Here is an 18,607-nt window from a genome sequence, read left to right as displayed (position 1 = left end):
AGTTTCGAGGAGTCTCCGTGAGTGTTCAGACTCAGCGGTACTCGCACGCGCTGCGTCGGGCGTGGATGGCGCCCGACGGTTACGACGCCGTGGTTGCGTCGATCAAATCCAGCGGGATGGGCGCACTTGTGCGCGGCTGCGTCGGCCTGAGCGTTGTGCTCGTGGCGATCGGCGCAATGCTGTTGCTCGCGGTCGATGGTGGACCGGACACCACCATCGCACGAGCGGTCCTCGTCGCCGACAACGTGATTGCCCTGATCATCGGGATCAGTTGGCTGATCGCTCCGTCCTGGCCGTCGCGTCGGGGCTCTCTCATTCGCGTCTACGCGATGTGCATGTTGTACGGCATCTCGCTGTTCGTGATCGGGATGCCGCTCGTCGGGTTGGTCGGCTCATGCGCGTATGCGGCACTGGCCGCGTATGTCTCGCTCTTCCACAGTGTCCGACATCTGGCGGTGATCCTGGTTGTCGCGGGCGTGTTCATCTCCGTGCTGTATGCGCTTGTTGTCGTTGACCATCACGCGATGCTCGGTCTGTTCATCTGCATGATCGCGGCGGTCACGATCGTCACCGTTCCGTTCGGCCAGCAGGTGGCGGTACTCGTCTTGCGCGACGACGCCGCAGAGTCCGACCACGACCCGCTCACCCGCGCGCTCAATCGGCGGGGTCTCGAGCGCCGATTCGACCTGCTCGTTCGCGATCTCTCCACCGAAGTCGAACGCCGCGCGATCTTCATCGCCATCGACCTGGACAACTTCAAACGCATCAATGACACATTCGGCCACGGCACCGGAGACAGAATTCTTTGCGACGTCGTGCGCGCGATCGGGGACGTCGTCTCGCCGCGGGCCCTGGTGGCTCGGACCGGCGGAGAAGAGTTCGCCGTCGTATGTCCGCAGCCTTCGCTCACACGAGTGGAGCAGATCGGCGATCTGATACGGCAAGCGATCGCACAGTCGTCGCCGCAGTACGACGTGCGCGCGAGCGTCGGGCTGTGTCTGGTGACACTCTGGCCGACATCGACGGTGTCGTCGAGCGCCGACGTGCTCTGCGCTGCACTCAGCTCGTCGGATGCGGCGATGTACCGCGCGAAGCGCGCGGGCGGTGATCGCGTCGAATGGACGTAAGGGTGGCACCGAGTGTCGACAATGGGCTTGTAGGGCGAGTAATATGACACTCAGTGTCGCGTTCACGGGAACGCATCATCATCCTAAAATCATGTCATCGTTGACTGAATGAGGAGGCTCTCATGGGGTATGCCAACCCCGATTTCGATCTATTCCAGCTGCCAGAAGAGCATCTCGCGCTCCGCGAGGCGATTCGAGCACTCGCGCTCAAGGAGATCGAGCCGCACGCGGCAGACGTAGACGAGCGTTCACGATTCCCCGAAGAAGCGCTGAAGGCGCTGACGACCTCGGGGTTCAACGCGATCCACGTACCTGAGCAGTACGGGGGCCAGGGCGCCGACTCGGTGGCCGCATGCATCGTGATCGAAGAGGTGGCCCGAGTGGACGCTTCTGCTTCGCTGATCCCGGCGGTGAACAAGCTCGGCACGATGGGCCTGATCCTCAACGGATCGGAAGAGCTCAAGCAGCAGGTCCTGCCTTCCATTGCCTCCGGCGAAGCCATGGCGTCGTACGCCCTGTCGGAGCGTGAGGCTGGTTCTGACGCAGCGGCGATGAAGACGCGTGCGCGCAAGGACGGCGACAACTGGGTCATCAACGGCACCAAGTGTTGGATCACCAATGGCGGCAAGTCCACCTGGTACACCGTCATGGCGGTCACTGACCCCGACATGGGTGCTCACGGAATCTCGGCGTTCATGGTGCACAAGGACGATCCGGGTTTCACGGTCGGGCCGCTTGAAAAGAAGCTGGGCATCAAGGGTTCGCCCACCGCGGAGCTGTACTTCGAGGACTGCACCATCCCGGCCGACCGCATCATCGGCGAGCCGGGTACCGGCTTCAAGACGGCACTCGAAACCCTCGACCACACCCGCCCGACGATCGGCGCGCAAGCCGTGGGCATCGCACAGGGTGCACTCGACCAGGCCATCGAATACACAAAGCAGCGTCGCCAGTTCGACCGCCCGATCAGCACGTTCCAGGGCGTCGAGTTCATGATCGCCGACATGGCGATGAACATCATGGCAGCGCGCCTGATGGTCTACACCTCGGCCGCTCGCGCCGAGCGCGGTGAGAAGAACCTCGGCTTCATCAGCTCGGCGTCGAAGTGCTTTGCCTCCGACGTCGCGATGCAGGTCACCACCGACGCCGTGCAGCTGTTCGGCGGCGCGGGCTACACGCGCGACTTCCCGGTCGAGCGCATGATGCGCGACGCCAAGATCACGCAGATCTACGAGGGCACCAACCAGATCCAGCGAGTCGTGATGAGCCGCGCGCTGCTGCGCTGACCTCCAATCTCGTTCGGCTACAACAGAATCAACGACGACGCCCCGCTCGCGAACCGAGCGGGGCGTCGTCGTATCGGTGTGACTCAGCCTGCGTAGGCCGGTTGGAACAGCAGGTTGGCGCGCTGTGCCTTGGCGGCGTCGCGGAAGTTCTTCATCGCGCGCGGCATGTGGAAGTTATTGGTGACGACCACCGCTCCGGTGGCGCCCAGCGACTTGAGCATGCGGACAGTGAACTCGGCGTTCTGGACTGTCGAGGTCGACGCCGACTCGTTCACCATCTGCCACATCGGGACCCCGCGATGGATCAGGCCGATGTTCATGAACTGCGCTTCGGACACCGGCAGCCACCAGGTGTCGCCGCCGGACACGATCACACGGTTGAACGGATGGGTGCGCGCAAGCCGGGCACCGACATTCATGCGCTGCTGCAGGATCGCGGGCGGCTGCCCCAACACACCCTGCTTTGCGCCGAGCACCACGATGTATCGAGTCGGCGGACTCTGCCACAGGAACACACTGTTGGCGCTCAACAGGTCTGAGCTGCCGAGATCGACGCTGCCCGCGTTGATGTCGGCGTGGGCAGGAGAAGCGGCGACCACGCCGCCCGCGAGAGCTGTCGTCAGGGCCAGCAGCACCGCGGCGCTACGCAGTCGGAGATCTGTTCGTAGACGCATGCGGCCATCGTACGGAGAAGGTTGTGCGCGCTAAAGGCCACAGGGATCACTTCAGCAACAATTCTCACGAATGTAACGTTGCGGTTGGGCGTGTCGACTGGGCGTTGCGTCGTGCCGACTGGGCGCTCGAGAGCGTCGACTAGGCAGTCGGGAGTGTCGAGTGGGCGTAGCCGGGGGCGTCGACTTGGACGCGCCGGAAATCGGATGGATCTATTCGCACTATCGCTGCGTCCAAGCACCATGACTCCATTTGATGCATCACCCGTAGATTCGCCTGAGGTCGTGAAGCGCAGGGCAACGCTCAGCGTCACCGGTATCAGCGCCAGCGAGTTCGACTCGACGTTCCGTCGACTTCGTGGCAGCGGCTACATAGCCAAGTCGACGCTCATGACGGCTCGACAACGAATCGTCGCCGTTGCGCGGCAGGCTCAGGGCGACGTCGTGGTCGCGGGCATGGCAGCGCTGATCATGCACGGAAGTGTGTGGTACGACGAGGATTTCACCATCGAACTGATCCGCGGCATGAGCTGCTCCGGCCGACCCGCAAAAGGATCCGTCACTAATCGCCTCGACCTCGACCCTGCAGACATCGTGACCATCGACGGCATCAAGGTCACGAGCGTGATCAGGACGGCCTTCGACATCGGCCGCATTCGGTTCGCGTCACGCGCGCTCGGGTACCTCGACGCCCTGGCACGCGCTACCGACCTCGACGTCGCCGCGCTGGATAAGTACACAGCTACGCAGAAGGGCAGGCGCAACGTGGTGCAACTGCGGCGACTGATACCGCTGATCGACAGCCGAATCGAGTCGCCCACCGAGGCATGGCTGCTCTTGACCATTCTGGAGGGCGGACTACCGGCGCCCGACCTCCAGATCGAGGTCCGCGACGGAACAGGGGAGATCTACGCGCGCATCGACATGGGATACGAGGCACTCAAGATCGGCATCGAGTACGACGGCGAGTACCACACCAGGCCTGGTCAGCAGGTTCGCGACGCCGAACGTCGCGCACGGCTGCACGACGACGGATGGCTGATGATCTACGTCGACAAGGCCAAGCTCCGCGACAACCCGTACGCCGTTCTAGCTGAGATCCGACAGGCGCTTCATCGGCGAGGTGCGTATTTCGACTAGACCGGAGCGCCCAGTCGGCACGACGAGGCGCCCGGTCGACGCGCTCGAGCGCCCAGTCGGCACAACGAGGCGCCCACTCGACGCTCTCGAGCGCCCGGTCGACGCTCTCGAGCGCCCAGTCGACGGTCAGAGGCGCCCAGTCGGCACGACGAGCCGCCCAGTCGACGGGCTCGAGCGCCCAGTCGACCTCAGAGCGCGACGTACTTGGTGGTCAGGTACTCGTCGATGCCCTCGGAGCCGCCCTCGCGGCCGATGCCCGATTGCTTCACGCCGCCGAAGGGTGCTGCGACGTCGGAGATCACGCCGCGGTTGACCCCGACCATCCCGACGTCGAGCTTCGACGCGACGCGCATGCTGCGGTCGAGGTCGCGGGTGAAGAAGTAGCCGGCGAGGCCGTACACGGTCGAGTTCGCTGCGGCGATCGCCTCGTCCTCGGAGTCGAAGGTGCTGATCACCGCGACGGGGCCGAAGATCTCGTCGCGGGTGACCGGCGCGTACGCGTCGACCTGATCGATCACGGTCGCGGGGTAGAAGTATCCCTTCCCCTCGGGAGCCTTACCGCCAAGGCGAACCCGACCACCATGTGCGACAGCACTTTCCACCGCTGCGGCGACCTTGTCGCGCTGCGCTGCGGTCACGAGCGGTCCGAGCGTCACGCCTTCCTCGTAGCCGGGTCCGAGTCGTACCGCCGACATCTTCTCGATCAGCTTGTCGGTGAACTCTTCGGCGACCCCGGACTGCACCAGGAAGCGGTTCGCCGCGGTGCATGCCTCGCCGCCGTTGCGCATCTTCGCGAGAAACGCGCCCTCGACAGCCTTGTCGATGTCAGCGTCGTCGAAGACGACGAACGGTGCGTTGCCGCCGAGCTCCATCGACGTCCGCTGCACCCGCTCCGCGGCCTGTTCCATGAGATTTCGACCCACCGGTGTCGAACCAGTGAAGCTGATCTTGCGGATCCGGTCATCGGTGATGATGGCCGACGCGACGCCGCGTGCGTCAGTGGTCGGCAGCACCGACAACACGCCCGCGGGTAGTCCTGCTTCGGCAAAGATCTCGGCCAGTGCCAGCATGGTCAGCGGTGTCTCGTGGGCGGGCTTGACCAGCATGACGTTGCCAGCAGCCAATGCCGGGCCGATCTTGCGCGTGCCCATCGCCAGCGGGAAGTTCCACGGCGTGATCGCGAGCGACGGCCCAATAGGACCGTGGCTCACCAGGATTCGACCGGTGCCCGCCGGTGACTGCGTGCAGCGACCGTCGATCCGGACGGCCTCTTCGGCGAACCAGCGCAGGAACTCGTTGCCGTACTTGGTCTCCGAAAGGCTATCCGGCAGTGCGCGACCCAGTTCGAGCGTCATGAGCATGGCAAGGCTGTCGGCCCGGCCGGCGACCAATTCGAAAGCGCTACGCAGGATCTCGCCACGCTCGCGTGCAGGCGTCGCTGCCCATGAATCCGCGACGGCGACAGCGCGGTCGAGTGCGTACACGGCGTCGTCGACGCTGGCGTCGGCAACTGCGGTCAGCGTCTCTTCGGTGGCCGGATTGATGACGTCGAATGTCTTGCCGCCCTTGGCCTTGACCTCCTTGCCGTCGATCCAGAGGCCGGTAGGTATTCCGTCGAGTACGGCCTGCGGGTCAAGCACCTGGGTGCTGGTCATGCGAGTTCCCTTCGTGATGGCAGTGAGTCGGGGGCGATGCCTCGACGTCGAGAGAGGGGTTGCGATCGAAGAAGCCGAATGGCTTGAGCCAGAACGACACCGTGTCGGCCGGCATCACCGGCCAATCCTCCGGGCGGGTGATGTGATGGATTCCGAACGTGTACCACAGCACGACGTCGGTGTTCTCGATCGGTCGATTTGCCTTGGTCCACTCGCCGAGTCCGGTGTCGCGCTCGGACTGATTGACGAATTCGCCTGCAGGCCAACGCTCGTCGGGATGGTTCGGGGTCACCCAGAGGGAGTGTCCCATGACGGTTGCGCGCTGGAAGATCGGCGACGCGGGGTCGAACATCGCCGGGAACGCGCCTGTCGGAACCAGCTTGTACGCGGGATTCAGGCCCAACGCTGTTGTCTTGTTGGGATTGGCGATCTTCCACGATTTCTGCGTCGCGAAGTTGGGGTCCTGCATGCCCTCCGACTCGGTGAGCAGCGGCGTGTTCTGTTGCACCAGACCGAGACCGAGCGGATTGTCGGGACCCACCGGCTCGACGAGAGTCTCGCTGGCGTACACCGTGTTGTCGGAGCCGTCGATGTCGAGATCCATTCGCGCAACGAGGAAATGCTGGTGGAACGGAGCGTACGTGCGGTTGTCGACCGTCGTGCCGTGCGGATTCGACGTCACTCCCGGAGGCATCGGTGTGGTCACCATGATGCCGGTGGCGCGTACCTCGCACTCGATGTTGCCGTCCTGATAGAAGCGCCAGTAGACGAGGTACTCGTAATTGGCAACTGTGACATGGAAACTCACCGTCAACCGACGCATACGACGCACCTCTGCGCCCGCGTCGTGATCGACGTGCTTCCACAGCACGGCGTTGTCTTCCTCGTGGATGCAGATCGCGTTCGTGATGGTGTACGGCTCACCCGCACTGTTGTGCAGCGTGGCGTCGAGGTATCGGATCTCGCCGAGGCAGTCGCAACCCAGCTCGAGCGACGTCGTCATGAAGCCGAGGCCCCACTCGCCGATGTCGAAAGCCGTACGGCGGTAATGGTCTTCGCTCGGATCACGGTAGGGGACGACCATCTCGGCGAAGGAGAGACGATGCGCGATCTTGCGCACGTTCCCGCCGTCGTCGTAGGTGACGGTGTGCAGGGTCATGCCCTCGCGGTAGTTGAAACCCACACGCAGCGACCACTTCTGCCACGTGAGCTGATTGCCGTCGAGCGTGAACGACGGTCCGTCGGGCTGGGTGATCTCCAGTGGCTTGAGCTCGGGTCGGTTGAATGTGTCCCGAATGCGTTGTGGGATATGGCGCGGAACGTACTCGCCCATCACTTCCGGCTGGTCGAATCCGCCGGTGTCCTCGATGCGCAACAGTTCCATCGTGTTCACGTCGATCACACAGTGCAGCCCCGACACCGGGTTCGCATACGGGTTGGAGCCCTCACTGTTGCGCACCCAGGTGTCCGACCAGCCGAGGCGTCGACCGCGGTACTCGTCGGGGATGACCGCGCCACCATAGGTCCACGTATCCATGAAAACGCCGTCCAGATCGGTGATCCCGCGTCGAGCCAGCGCCGCCTGGACGTCGGGGTGCGCGCGCAGGACGCGGTCGCATTCCTCGAACTCGTCGACGGTGAAGTTCGCCTGGACGTCGGGAATCAGCTCGAACGAGTCGACGCTGCCACCCGAGATCGACACGAACGACTTGTACGTCGTGTTCTCTCCTGTGTTGAAGCAGACGACCACCGCTCGACGCGGTGGAAGCGTGCCGTCGGCGTCGAATGCGGCGAGTTCGGTCTTGGTCGGCTCCGCGAGTTCGATTGACGCATAGCGCCAACCGTCGCCGACGCCCTGCTCGCTACCGAGTAGGGCTGTGACGGAACGGAATTCGTCGGCGGTCAGCGGATCGAGGGGATGCGGTTGGTCCAGGGGATGCGGGGACACGACTCTCCTTAGTGATCTGGCAACGAACTAGCAGGTCAGGCGTTGTCCTTGAGTGCCTGGCACAGCACCGCCAGGCCATCGCGCAGCAGGTCGTCGCCGATGACCAGCGGTGGCAACAGACGTAGCACGTTGCCGTAGGTGCCGCAGGTCAACGCGACGACGCCCTGGGCGAGCGCCGCTTTGGCCACCGCGGCGGTGAGGTCGGGGTTGGGTTCGCGAGGCGCCGTTCCGTCTTCGGCAGGCGTGACCAATTCGACGGCCATCATCGCGCCGCGACCGCGGATGTCGCCGATCACGGGCAGGCCCGCACCGTCGAGTTCGTCCTTGGTGGCCGAGAGCGTCTCGGTGATGATGGTTTCGATGTGCCGCGCACGGCCGCACAGGTCGAGCGATTCCATCTGGTCGATGGCTGCCAGCGCCGCAGCGCACGCAACGGGATTGCCGCCGTAGGTGCCGCCGAGTCCGCCGCCGTGCACCGTGTCCATGATGTCGGCGCGACCGGTCACCGCAGACAGCGGCATTCCGCCGGCGATGCCCTTGGCCATCGTGATGAGATCGGGCGTGACGCCCTCCTGCTCACACGCGAACCATGTTCCGGTACGGGCGAATCCGGCTTGCACCTCGTCGGCGATGAACAGCACGCGGTGCATGGTGCACCACTCGGCCAGCGTCGAGAGGAATCCCGGTGCGGGAACGATGAATCCGCCCTCGCCCTGGATCGGTTCGATGACGATCGCGGCGGTGGTCTCTGCGCCGACCTGCTTCTCGATCATCGAGATCGCGCGCTTGGCCGCGGCCACGCCGTCGCTGCCGAGTTCGTCGCGGTACGGATAGCTCATCGGCATCCGGTACACCTCGGGCGCGAACGGACCGAAGTTGCGCTTGTACGGCATGCTCTTGGCCGTCATCGCCATCGTCAGGTTGGTGCGCCCGTGGTAGGCGTGATCGAAGGCGATGACAGCGTTGCGTCGTGTCGAGAGGCGGGCAATCTTGACCGCGTTCTCGACGGCCTCGGCGCCCGAGTTGAACAGCACGGTGCGCTTCTCGAAGTCACCGGGGGTGATCTCGTTGAGCTTCTCGGCGACGGCCACGTAGCCCTCATACGGCGTCACCATGAAGCAGGTGTGCGTGAAGTGCGCTGCCTGCTCGGCGACGGCCGCCGCGACGGCCGAGTTGCTCGCGCCGACGGATGTGACGGCGATGCCGGAGCCGAGGTCGATCAGCGAGTTGCCGTCGACGTCGACGATCACTCCGCCGTCGGCGTCGGCCGCGAAGACGGGAACGCTGGAGCCGACGCCCGCGGCGACGGCACCGAGTCGGCGTTGCCCGATCTCCATCGAGCGTGGGCCGGGCAGTTCGCTGACCAGCTTCCGCTCCTGGGGCAGCCGGTAGACAATGTCGGTTGCTGTGGTCATGGACACCAGTGTTCGCCTGCCAGCCCCACCTGCGGACCTGACAAGTTGTACAGCCTTTCGGCGTCGCACTGCCACAATGTCCAGTCGACGGTTACGGTGGGTGGGTGACCACCGTTCGATGGCTGATGGCCCAGCGTCGACTCGAACTCTCGCTGCGCGCCGGGGCAGAGGGCCTCGACCGCGACCTCGACTGCGCGGTGAGCTCCGAACTCGTGAGCACCGCCGACTGGTTGCAGGGCGGCGAGGTGCTGTTGACCACCGGCATGCGACTGAACGCCGACGACGCTGCCGCCCAGCGCGAGTTCGTACGCAGCCTCAACGCCGTCGGTGCCGCCGCGATCGGGTTCGGTGTCGGTCTCGGATTCGACGAGGTGCCCGACGGCCTGCTCGCGGCCGCCGACGAGTTCGGTCTCCCGCTGTTCGAGGTTCCGCTCGCGATACCGTTCTCGGCCATCACGCGGGCAGTCCTCGATCAGATCGCCGCGCAGCGGTCGGCGCGGTTGGTGTCCGCGACGCGTGCGCAACCTCGCATGACAAGGGCTGCAACGGTATCGGGGTCGAAGGGACTCGTACGGGAGCTCGCTGATGCGGTGGGCCAGCGGGTGATCCTGCTCGACGCCGGGCACTCCCCGGTTGCCGAAGCTCCCGGACAGGCGAATGCCGTTGAACTCGAACAGCTTCGCGCGATAGTGATGCGCGACCCCGCATCCGCGGGTGCCGTCCGCGTGACCGATGATTCGGTGCTCACCGTCGCGCGAGTCGGTTCGGGGGCAACGACGTTCGGACATCTCGGCGTCATCGGTTCGAGCCCACTCGACGACGTCGGCCGCATGCTGATCGGCCACGCCGTCTCGCTGCTCGTCATCGAATATGCCAAGCCGCAAGAGGTTCGACGCGACGTCGGCGAACTGCAGGGAGAAGTGCTCGCGCTCGCCATGGACCGCCACGTCGGGGAGCGGTCGCGCGAGATGCTGCTTCGGGCAGCCGATCCCGAGGGTCGGGTACGCGCGGTGGTGTTCCGTTTCGAGAGTGTCGACGACGCACAACACGGTGCTCGACGCCTCGCCGTCGAGTTCGAGCGTCGGTGGCGACCGGTGTTCGTGCACCGTCGCGACAACGAACTCGTCGGCCTGATCCGCGGCGACGATCACATCCAATTCGCCACCGGTCTACTCGGAATGCTCAGTGCGACAGGAACAGTCCGCGGCGGGCTGGGGCCCGCGGTTCCGGTCGAAGACGTCGCAGACTCGGTACGGCAGGCTCGCCTCTCGTGTCGTTCGGCGGCTGCGGGGCAGCTCCTCGACCTCTACGACCTACGCTCACTACTCGCCAGCGACACCGTGCGAGAGGTGTTGCGCGACAGCTACACCGAGCGCATCGCACCGCTCGTCGCATACGACGCCGCGAACGCCGGACATCTCCAGCAGAGCCTGCTGGCCTACCTCGAAGCCAACGGCAACTGGGGTGCCGCGGCGAGTGCGCTCGGCGTGCACCGGCATACATTGCGCGGCCGTATCGAGCGGGTCGAGGACATGCTTGCCGTCGACCTTTCCGACGCCCGCACCCGCGCCGAACTGCTGCTGACACTGCTGAGCGAGAGCGCGTGAACTCCCGCCGCCCTTGGCTTCTCGTGGTCCTCGCGACGCTGCTGTTGGAGACGGCGTGCACCGACGGCGGCTCGAATTCGGCGGAAAGTTCCGGGACGACCGCGAGCGCGGGGACGTCCGCCGGCACGGGAACAACCGGCAGCAGCGGAACAACCGTCAGCGCCGCGTACGTCAACCTCGGCGACAGCTACAGCGCGGGAACGGGGGTGCGTCCGCTCGTCGAGGATTCGCCGGTGCAGTGCCAACGGTCATCGTCGAACTTCGCACACGTGCTTGCGCAACGACGTGGACTTGCCCTCGACGATGTCAGTTGCGCGGGTGCGACGACGTCGGATTTCTTTGCGGCACAATACTTTGGCGTCGATCCGCAGCTCGACGCGCTCGGGGAGGGAACGCGGATCGTGACGCTCATGATCGGCGGCAACGACGGTGACATCTTCTCCGGAACCATCGCCGACTGCGGTGAGGTGGCCGCCGACGACCCGACCGGGGCGCCGTGTCGCGCCCAGTACGGCGACAGCTTTGTGCGCAGGGTGCAGTCGAGCACCTATCCGGCGCTGGTGAAAGCGCTGAACGCCGTCGCCGACCGCGCCCCGAACGCACGCGTGGTCGTCGTCGGGTATCCGTGGATTCTGCCCGATACGACCGGCTGCTATCCGACGATGCGCATTGCCGCGGGCGACGTCGCGTACATCCGCGAACTGCAGGCGACGCTCAACCGCGCGGTCGCGCGCGCAGCCACCGAGACCGGCGCGACGTTCGTCGACATGTCGACGGTCTCGGAAGGTCACGACGCCTGCCAGCCTGAGGGCGTGCGCTGGATAGAACCGCAAGTCGGGTCGTCGGCCCCGGTGAAGGTGCACCCCAACGTCGACGGCCAGCGCGCCATCGCCGACCAGGTGGGCGCCGCGCTTGGCCGGTGAACACACCGAAGGCTGGCGGCACAGGACCTCTAGGTTCAATGCACAGCCCGCCGCGTATCCACAGCATCGCCCATCTCGCCGCCTTCACCGCTGGTTCGCAGCGATCCGCGCGAGACGCTGTGGTTCGTGACCGGACTCGAGCACAGCGACCAGTGGCGCGGCGTCTTCTCCTGGGCTGAGCTGACCCGCCGCGACTTCAGCCAGGCGCAGGTACGGCGAATGGTCGACGCCGGAGACCTGCGCCTACTGCGTCGAGGCTGGTACGCCACCTCGTACGCGGACCCGACGGTCGTCTCGGCGGTGAGCGCGGGCGGAGTCTGCACCTGTGCCAGCGCACTCGATCTGCACGGCGTGTGGGTTGCCCCGTACGGCGACCTCGTCCACGTGCGCGGTCGCAACGTCGCCGCGCGCGGATCTGCCGGCACACATCACGCGTGTACTCGCTACGGACGGGCGTCGCGGGAGGTCTACCCGCTCGATGACGTGGCCACAGCGCTGCAGTACGCGGTCCGTTGCCTCGGCGACGAGGGCATCGTCGCCGCGTGCGATTCCGTGCTGCATCAGGGGCTGCTCGAGTTCACCGACCTACAGGCGTTGTTCTCGTCGATGCCCGTCCGAATCCGGTGACTCCTCGACCGGTGCGTCGACTGCCTCGACTCCGGGGCCGAGTCCATCTTCGGGTTCCGCCTGACAACGCTGGGGATCGCGTTCGAGACTCAGGTGGAGATTCCCGGGATCGGCAGGGTCGACTTCTTGATCGGAAAGAGGCTGATCGTCGAGGTCGACAGCGTCGCCTACCACGACAAATCGCCGGAGCAACGCGAGAAGGACCGGGTCCGAGACGAGACCGCTCACCGCCTCGGCTACATCCCATGGCGGATCTCGTACAAGCGGCTGATGTTCACGTGGGACGAAGTGGTCGACACGCTTCTCGCGATGATCCGCCGACGCGATCACCTCAAATCGCTGGCCGAGCCGCCCGAGCTTACGCGCCAGGCGGCCGACTCCGGCGCCGATCACGCCCTCGGCTACTGGGACGATCCCGACTTCACGGGATGCTGAACCCCGCGCAGGCCGGGTCCGTACACAACTGTGACGTCAGCGGGGCGCCGAGACAATTATTGTCGCGGCCTCGCGCTGACGACCGGATTGTGTACGTAGTTTGCCGTGCTCCCGCGCCGCGCCCGTGATCCCCGCGCCTGCGGCTCGGCGCTGGCGCGCCTGCGGCTTCGCGCTGCCGCGCCCGCCGGCGGCCGCGCGGTGCAGCCCCGACACATCCCTTGGCAGAACCGGCAGCCGCCGGTCGAGTGCTGCGTACACAACTGTGACGTCAGCGGGGCGCCGAGACAATTATTGTCGTGGCCTCGCGCTGACGACCGGATTGTGTACGTAGTTCGCCGTCCTCCCGCGGCGCGGCCGTAATTCCCGCGCCCGCGACGCCAGCTGCGCGCCCAACGGGTATCCGCGCTGGCGCGCCCGACGGATCTCCGCGCTGCCGCGCCCGCCGCGCGGAATTGGCACGTCTCCTGCAGAACCGGCAGCTGCGGGTCGAGGGCGTGTACACAACTGTGACGTCAGCGGGACGCCGAGACAATTATTGTCGTGGCCTCGCGCTGACGACCGAATTGTGTACGCAGTTCCCCGCGCTGGCGCGCCCGCGCCTCGGCAAGTTTCTCCAACACGGCGGCGCGCGATTGCAGCCGCTATCCGAGTGCCAGCGCGGCCTGACCAGGGCGAATTGTCGCCGATCGTTGCGGTTTGGAACACTGTAGGCCGTGAGGAGTTCCGCTGAGGTCGCAGCCCGTTCCGCTGAATTGTTCCGTCGGGCCCAGGATGCGACGCCCGGTGGGGTCAATTCGCCCGTGCGCGCGTTCTCGGCGGTCGGCGGCACTCCGCGATTCATCGCCTCGGCGCAGGGTTGCCATCTCACGGATGTCGATGGCAACGACTACGTCGATCTCGTCTCCTCCTGGGGGCCGATGATCCTCGGCCACGCGCACCCCGCGGTCGTGGAGGCCGTGCAGAAGACAGCAGCGCACGGACTTTCCTTCGGTGCGCCGACAGAGGGCGAGATCGAACTCGCCGAAGAGATCATCGACCGCGTCGACCCGGTCGAGCGTGTCCGCTTGGTCAACTCGGGCACCGAGGCCACGATGTCGGCGATCCGCCTCGCGCGCGGCGCAACCGGACGCTCGAAGATCATCAAGTTCTCCGGCTGCTACCACGGTCACGTCGACGCTCTGCTCGCCGACGCCGGCTCCGGTATCGCGACGCTCGGCCTCCCGACGACGCCCGGCGTCACGGGTGCTGCGGCACACGACACGATCGTCCTGCCCTACAACAATCTCGACGCCGTAGCCGAAGCGTTCGCCACCTACGGAGACGAGATCGCAGCCGTGATCACTGAGGCCGCGGCCGGCAACATGGGCGCGGTCGCCCCTGTCGACGGTTTCAATGCGGGCCTGCGCGATCTCACCAGACGCCACGGAGCGCTCTTCATCATCGACGAGGTCATGACCGGTTTCCGTGTCAGCCCCGCAGGCTGGTACGGCCTCGAAGGCGTTGCCGCCGACCTCTACACCTTCGGCAAGGTGATGAGCGGCGGACTGCCTGCTGCGGCGTTCGGCGGTCGCACCGACATCATGGAGAACCTCGCACCCACCGGGCCCGTCTATCAGGCGGGCACGCTGAGCGGTAACCCTGTCGCCGTCGCCGCAGGACTCGCGACGCTCCGCCACGCCGACGCCGACGTCTACACCGCACTCGACGCCAACGCCAACAAGCTGGCCGCGCTGTTCACCGAGGCGCTCACTGACGCGGGCGTCGGCCACCGGGTGCAGATGGCGGGCAACCTGCTCAGTGTGTTCTTCACCTCCGACCCCGCGACGCCCATCACCGACTATGCCGCGGTCAAAAACACCGAGACCTGGCGTTTCGCGCCCTTCTTCCACGCGCTGCTCGACGCGGGCGTGTACGCGCCGCCCAGTGCATTCGAAGCCTGGTTTGTCTCTGCGGCGCTGGACGAGGATGCTTTTGGTCGAATCGCTGACGCGCTGCCGGCCGCAGCCCGCGCTGCAGCGCACGCCACGCAATCGGGGGAGTCCGACTGATGCACACGATCGTCCACATGATGCGCCACGGAGAGGTGCACAACCCGGACGGCATCCTCTACGGCCGTTTGCCCGGATTCCGCCTGTCGACGACCGGCCGCGCTCAGGCGGAGAAGGTCGCGGGTACGCTCGCCGACCACGACATCACCGCGGTCTTCGCCTCCCCACTGCAGCGTGCACAGGAGACCGCCACTCCGATCGCCGCAGCACACGGACTGCCGATCTTCACCAACGATCAACTCATCGAGGCCGAGAACGTCTTCGAGGGCCTCAAGGTCTCCGTCGGCGACGGCGCGCTGAGCAAGCCCCGACACTGGGTCAAGCTGCGCGACCCGTTCACCCCGTCGTGGGGCGAGCCCTACATCCAACTCGCGCACCGCATGCTCGCGGCCGCCAACAAGGCGCGCGACGCCGCTCGCGGCCACGAGGCCGTCTGCGTCAGCCACCAATTGCCCGTCTACACCCTTCGACGCTTCCTCGAGGGCCAGCGTCTCTGGCACGACCCCCGACGTCGGCAATGCTCACTGGCCTCGCTGACCAGCCTCATCTACGACGACGACGCTCTCGTCGACATCATCTACTCCGAACCCGCCGGGCATTCCGACCCGCTCGCCACCGGGGCATGAGCCGGATTCGACACATGCGCAGTAAGACCTTCACCGCAGCTCTGTTCGCCGTGCTGACCGCGCTCGGCGTGCTGCTCAGCGGCTGCAGCGGAGGTAATGACGCCGTGGCGCAGGGCGACACCTTCCAATTCGTGTCGCCGGGGGGACAGACGACGATCACCTACCCCGAATCCGAGCGCAAGCCGATCGCCGACCTCATCGGCCCCGACCTCGTGACCGACAAGCAGATCGACGTCGACAAGGACTTCGCAGGCAAGGTCACGGTGGTCAACGTGTGGGGCTCGTGGTGCGCTCCGTGTCGCGCAGAGGCCGACGACCTCGAGACCGTCTACGACCAGAACAAGGACAACGGCGTCGCCTTCGTCGGCATCAACCTGCGCGACGACCGACAGTCGGCCAAAGACTTCGTCGCCGACCGCAAGGTCGGGTACCCCTCGATCTACGACTTCGACGGCGCGACGCTCGCCTCGATGACCACACCCACCTCGGTCGTCCCGACGACCGTCGTCCTCGACCGGCAGCACCGTCCGGCCGCGGTCTACCTGCGCACGGTCAGCGCCGACGAACTCGACGCGATGGTGAAGAAGATCGCCGCGGAAGACTCCGGAAAGCAGCCGTGAGCGGAATGGGACAAACTTTCGCCGACACGGTCACCAGCGGCCCGCTGCTGTTGGCGCTTGCCGCGTGCGTGATCGCCGGTCTCGTCTCCTTCGCGTCCCCGTGCGTGGTGCCGCTTGTCCCCGGCTACCTTTCGTACCTCGCAGGCCTCGTCGGGGCGGAGGCGCCCGCGGTGACGGTCGGTGAGTCACCCAAGCGCGGACGCTCACGGGTGGCGATCGCGGCAGCGTTGTTCGTCCTCGGCTTCACGGTGGTCTTCGTTGCCGCGACGGCGACGGTCCTCGGCATCACGAGCACCGTGATCGTCAATCATGATGTGCTGCAACGCATCGGCGGGGTGGTGACGATCGTGATGGGCCTCGTCTTTATCGGACTCGTCCCGATGATGCAGCGCGAGTTCCGCTTCGCGCCGCGCAACGTCTCCAACATCGTCGGAGCCCCACTGCTCGGCGCGGTCTTCGCGCTCGGCTGGACCCCGTGCCTCGGTCCCACACTCGCCGCGGTCATCGCCACCGCGAGTGGCACGCAGGGCGCGACAGCTGCGAAGGGCGTCGCGCTGATCATCGCGTACTGCGCAGGCCTCGGCATCCCGTTCGTCATTCTCGCGTTCTCGTCCGCGTGGGCACTGCGCAGCCTCGGCTGGTTGCGCACGCACGCCCGACTCATCCAGATTGTCGGCGGCATCATGCTGATCGCGGTCGGAGTGGCTCTCGTCACCGGCTTGTGGGACCAGTTCATCGTGTGGGTCCGCGACGCTTTCATCTCCGACACCGAGCTTCCGGTATAGAAGCAGGGCGAACATGACACAGACCATCGACCGACCGTCCACCCCCGCGCCGCAGGCCCCGCAGCGTCCGCACTGGGTCAAGCGTCGGGTGCTGTGGCCGCTGCGCAATCTCTGGCGCAGCCTCACGTCGATGCGTACCGCGTTGGTGTTGTTGTTCCTGCTCGCGCTCGCCGCGATCCCCGGTGCACTGCTGCCTCAGCGAGAACTCAACGAGCAGAAGACGCTTCAGTACATCTCCGACCACGGCTGGCTCGGGGAGTGGATGGACAAGATCCAGCTCTTCGACGTCTTCAAGAGCGCGTGGTTCACGGCCATTTACGTTCTGCTGTTCATCTCGCTGGTCGGCTGCCTCACCCCGCGCATCATCGAGCACGCCAAGAGTCTTCGGGCCAAACCCGTTGCCGCACCTCGCAATCTGTCGCGCATGCCGCGACACATCACCGAGACGGTCGACGGCGAGCCCGCCGAACTCGCCGAGCGCATCTCGGGCAACTTGCGTGGCTGGCGACGCGAGATCACCGTGCGCGAGCCGTCGAAGGCATATCCGGACGGCTGCGTCGAAGTGTCGGCCGAGAAGGGATACCTGCGCGAACTCGGCAACCTGGTCTTCCACTTCGCGCTGCTGGCGCTGCTCGTCTCCATCGCGGTGGGCAAGGTGTACGGCTACGAGGGCACGCGCAGTCTCGTCGCCGACGGCGAGCAGGGATTGTGCAACACGTCGACGGCGGTCTACGACTCGTTCCGTGCGGGCGCGCTGGTCGACGGCACCAACCTCTCACCGTTCTGCATCCGCGTCGACGACTTCTCCGCGACCTTCCTCCCCAACGGTCAGCCGTCGATGTACGACGCAAAGATCCGCTACACCACCGACCCGCGCACACCGTCGTCGCAGTGGCAGGAGCGCTCTGTGCGCGTCAACGATCCGCTGCGCGTCTCGGGCGATCGCGTGTACGTGCTGGGCAACGGCTTCGCGCCGACCTTCACGGTGACCTTCCCGAACGGGGAGAAGCGCACGCAGACCGCCCTGTTCATCCCCGAGGTGATGCAGACCATGCTGTCGTCGGGCGCTGCCCGCTTCGACACCCCGGCTGGCCTGTATCCCGACGAGGACACCCGCCGCAAGAATCAGATCGCCCTCGAGGGACTCTTCGCGCCGACGGCGAGCTACGACGGCACGCTGCTCAGTTCGTCGTCGCCGGAGCCGAACGACCCGCAGGTCGCGATCCGCATCTACCGTGGCGACACCGGCCTCGACACCGGCCGTGCGCAGAACGCCTACTCGCTGGACCCCACGATGATGCACCAGGGCAGGCTCAACCGTGAGGCCCAGGCGAACCTGAAGATCGGCGAGAGCGCGAGCCTCCCCGACGGCACCAAGGTCAGCTTCGACGGCTACAAGCGCTGGATCTCCGTCCAGGTCTCGCACGATCCGGCGCAGACCTGGGTGCTCGTGTCGTCGATCGTGATGCTGGTCGGGTTGGTGGTCTCGCTGATCGTCAAACGACGCAGGATCTGGGCGCGTCTGGTGCCCGACTCGGACAACGGCGACCGACGACGTACGGTAGTAGAGATTGCCGGACTGGCTCGCACCGACCAGGCCGGCTGGGGCGAGGGCTTCGACGAGCAGGCACGCGGCCTGCTCACCGACGACAACAGGAGACTACGACGCCTGTAGTCGCGGACGCTTCCAGCAG

16 protein-coding genes are annotated in these 18,607 nt (G+C 66.0%); 12 read left to right on the top strand and 4 right to left on the bottom strand.

Going from position 1 to position 18,607, the window contains the following annotated elements; genetic code table 11:
- Positions 1-17 precede the first annotated feature (17 nt).
- Positions 18-1,127, top strand: coding sequence for a GGDEF domain-containing protein (locus ACRVY7_RS08175; protein ID WP_431816685.1), 1,110 nt, complete (start codon positions 18-20; stop codon positions 1,125-1,127).
- Positions 1,128-1,249: 122 nt separating this feature from the next.
- Positions 1,250-2,413: an acyl-CoA dehydrogenase gene (locus tag ACRVY7_RS08170; RefSeq protein ID WP_049700780.1), complete on the top strand. Its 1,164-nt coding sequence runs from the start codon at positions 1,250-1,252 to the stop codon at positions 2,411-2,413.
- Between the two features lie 83 nt (positions 2,414-2,496).
- Here ACRVY7_RS08170 and ACRVY7_RS08165 read toward each other — a convergent pair whose 3' ends face one another.
- Entirely contained in the window at positions 2,497-3,087 is a 591-nt protein-coding gene (locus ACRVY7_RS08165; protein WP_431816684.1) for a YdcF family protein, read from the bottom strand.
- A 282-nt stretch (positions 3,088-3,369) separates the two neighbouring features.
- On the opposite strand from ACRVY7_RS08165, the gene ACRVY7_RS08160 reads away from it, so the two are divergent.
- A complete protein-coding gene (locus ACRVY7_RS08160) occupies positions 3,370-4,224 on the top strand; it encodes an endonuclease domain-containing protein (RefSeq protein WP_431816683.1) in 855 nt (284 codons plus the stop codon).
- Positions 4,225-4,412: 188 nt separating this feature from the next.
- Here ACRVY7_RS08160 and ACRVY7_RS08155 read toward each other — a convergent pair whose 3' ends face one another.
- The 3 genes from ACRVY7_RS08155 to gabT are packed head-to-tail and all read right to left on the bottom strand — an operon-like array spanning position 4,413 to position 9,242.
- Positions 4,413-5,879 carry an NAD-dependent succinate-semialdehyde dehydrogenase gene (locus tag ACRVY7_RS08155; protein WP_431816682.1) on the bottom strand — a complete coding sequence of 489 codons (1,467 nt, stop codon included), beginning with the start codon at positions 5,877-5,879 and terminating at the stop codon, positions 4,413-4,415.
- A complete protein-coding gene (locus ACRVY7_RS08150) occupies positions 5,857-7,827 on the bottom strand; it encodes a primary-amine oxidase (protein ID WP_431816681.1) in 1,971 nt (656 codons plus the stop codon). The genes ACRVY7_RS08155 and ACRVY7_RS08150 overlap by 23 nt, the downstream gene beginning before the upstream one ends.
- A gap of 35 nt (positions 7,828-7,862) precedes the next feature.
- Complete coding sequence (gabT, locus tag ACRVY7_RS08145) at positions 7,863-9,242, bottom strand: 4-aminobutyrate--2-oxoglutarate transaminase (protein ID WP_431816680.1); 1,380 nt, start codon at positions 9,240-9,242, stop codon at positions 7,863-7,865.
- A gap of 104 nt (positions 9,243-9,346) precedes the next feature.
- On the opposite strand from gabT, the gene ACRVY7_RS08140 reads away from it, so the two are divergent.
- The 9 genes from ACRVY7_RS08140 to resB all read left to right on the top strand — a co-directional run bounded on the left by ACRVY7_RS08140 (position 9,347) and on the right by resB (position 18,588).
- The gene (locus ACRVY7_RS08140; RefSeq protein WP_431816679.1) at positions 9,347-10,849 is read left to right on the top strand and encodes a PucR family transcriptional regulator; all 1,503 of its coding nucleotides are present in this window, start codon (positions 9,347-9,349) and stop codon (positions 10,847-10,849) included.
- Positions 10,846-11,772, top strand: coding sequence for an SGNH/GDSL hydrolase family protein (locus tag ACRVY7_RS08135; protein WP_431816678.1), 927 nt, complete (start codon positions 10,846-10,848; stop codon positions 11,770-11,772). Before ACRVY7_RS08140 ends, ACRVY7_RS08135 begins: the two co-directional genes overlap by 4 nt.
- 126 nt (positions 11,773-11,898) lie before the next feature.
- Positions 11,899-12,399, top strand: a complete 501-nt coding sequence (locus tag ACRVY7_RS08130; protein WP_431816677.1) for a hypothetical protein — start codon at positions 11,899-11,901, stop codon at positions 12,397-12,399.
- Between the two features lie 45 nt (positions 12,400-12,444).
- Entirely contained in the window at positions 12,445-12,834 is a 390-nt protein-coding gene (locus tag ACRVY7_RS08125) for an endonuclease domain-containing protein (protein WP_431817055.1), read from the top strand.
- A gap of 713 nt (positions 12,835-13,547) precedes the next feature.
- Positions 13,548-14,882, top strand: a complete 1,335-nt coding sequence (gene hemL / locus ACRVY7_RS08120; RefSeq protein ID WP_431816676.1) for a glutamate-1-semialdehyde 2,1-aminomutase — start codon at positions 13,548-13,550, stop codon at positions 14,880-14,882.
- Positions 14,882-15,508, top strand: a complete 627-nt coding sequence (locus ACRVY7_RS08115; protein ID WP_049700787.1) for a histidine phosphatase family protein — start codon at positions 14,882-14,884, stop codon at positions 15,506-15,508. The genes hemL and ACRVY7_RS08115 overlap by 1 nt, the downstream gene beginning before the upstream one ends.
- A 14-nt stretch (positions 15,509-15,522) precedes the next feature.
- A complete protein-coding gene (locus ACRVY7_RS08110; RefSeq protein WP_049700788.1) occupies positions 15,523-16,128 on the top strand; it encodes a TlpA family protein disulfide reductase in 606 nt (201 codons plus the stop codon).
- Positions 16,129-16,133: 5 nt separating this feature from the next.
- Positions 16,134-16,913 (top strand): cytochrome c biogenesis CcdA family protein, encoded by a 780-nt coding sequence (locus ACRVY7_RS08105; protein ID WP_049700789.1) that lies wholly within the window; start codon positions 16,134-16,136, stop codon positions 16,911-16,913.
- 13 nt (positions 16,914-16,926) lie between these two features.
- Entirely contained in the window at positions 16,927-18,588 is a 1,662-nt protein-coding gene (gene resB / locus ACRVY7_RS08100) for a cytochrome c biogenesis protein ResB (protein WP_431816675.1), read from the top strand.
- Positions 18,589-18,607 lie beyond the last annotated feature (19 nt).

Source organism: Gordonia jacobaea, assembly GCF_965344965.1.
In the GTDB taxonomy this organism is placed as follows: domain Bacteria; phylum Actinomycetota; class Actinomycetes; order Mycobacteriales; family Mycobacteriaceae; genus Gordonia; species Gordonia jacobaea.
The sequence above is the reverse complement of the archived record's forward strand: the minus strand, read 5'-3'. Positions and strand labels throughout refer to the sequence as shown.

Coding starts and splice junctions, on each gene's coding strand:
- resB (WP_431816675.1), top strand. CDS start 16,927: ATGACACAGACCATCGACCGACCGTCCACCCCCGCGCCGCAGGCCCCG.
- ACRVY7_RS08105 (WP_049700789.1), top strand. CDS start 16,134: ATGGGACAAACTTTCGCCGACACGGTCACCAGCGGCCCGCTGCTGTTG.
- gabT (WP_431816680.1), bottom strand. CDS start 9,242: ATGACCACAGCAACCGACATTGTCTACCGGCTGCCCCAGGAGCGGAAG.
- ACRVY7_RS08155 (WP_431816682.1), bottom strand. CDS start 5,879: ATGACCAGCACCCAGGTGCTTGACCCGCAGGCCGTACTCGACGGAATA.
- ACRVY7_RS08110 (WP_049700788.1), top strand. CDS start 15,523: ATGCGCAGTAAGACCTTCACCGCAGCTCTGTTCGCCGTGCTGACCGCG.
- ACRVY7_RS08165 (WP_431816684.1), bottom strand. CDS start 3,087: ATGCGTCTACGAACAGATCTCCGACTGCGTAGCGCCGCGGTGCTGCTG.
- ACRVY7_RS08170 (WP_049700780.1), top strand. CDS start 1,250: ATGGGGTATGCCAACCCCGATTTCGATCTATTCCAGCTGCCAGAAGAG.
- ACRVY7_RS08115 (WP_049700787.1), top strand. CDS start 14,882: ATGCACACGATCGTCCACATGATGCGCCACGGAGAGGTGCACAACCCG.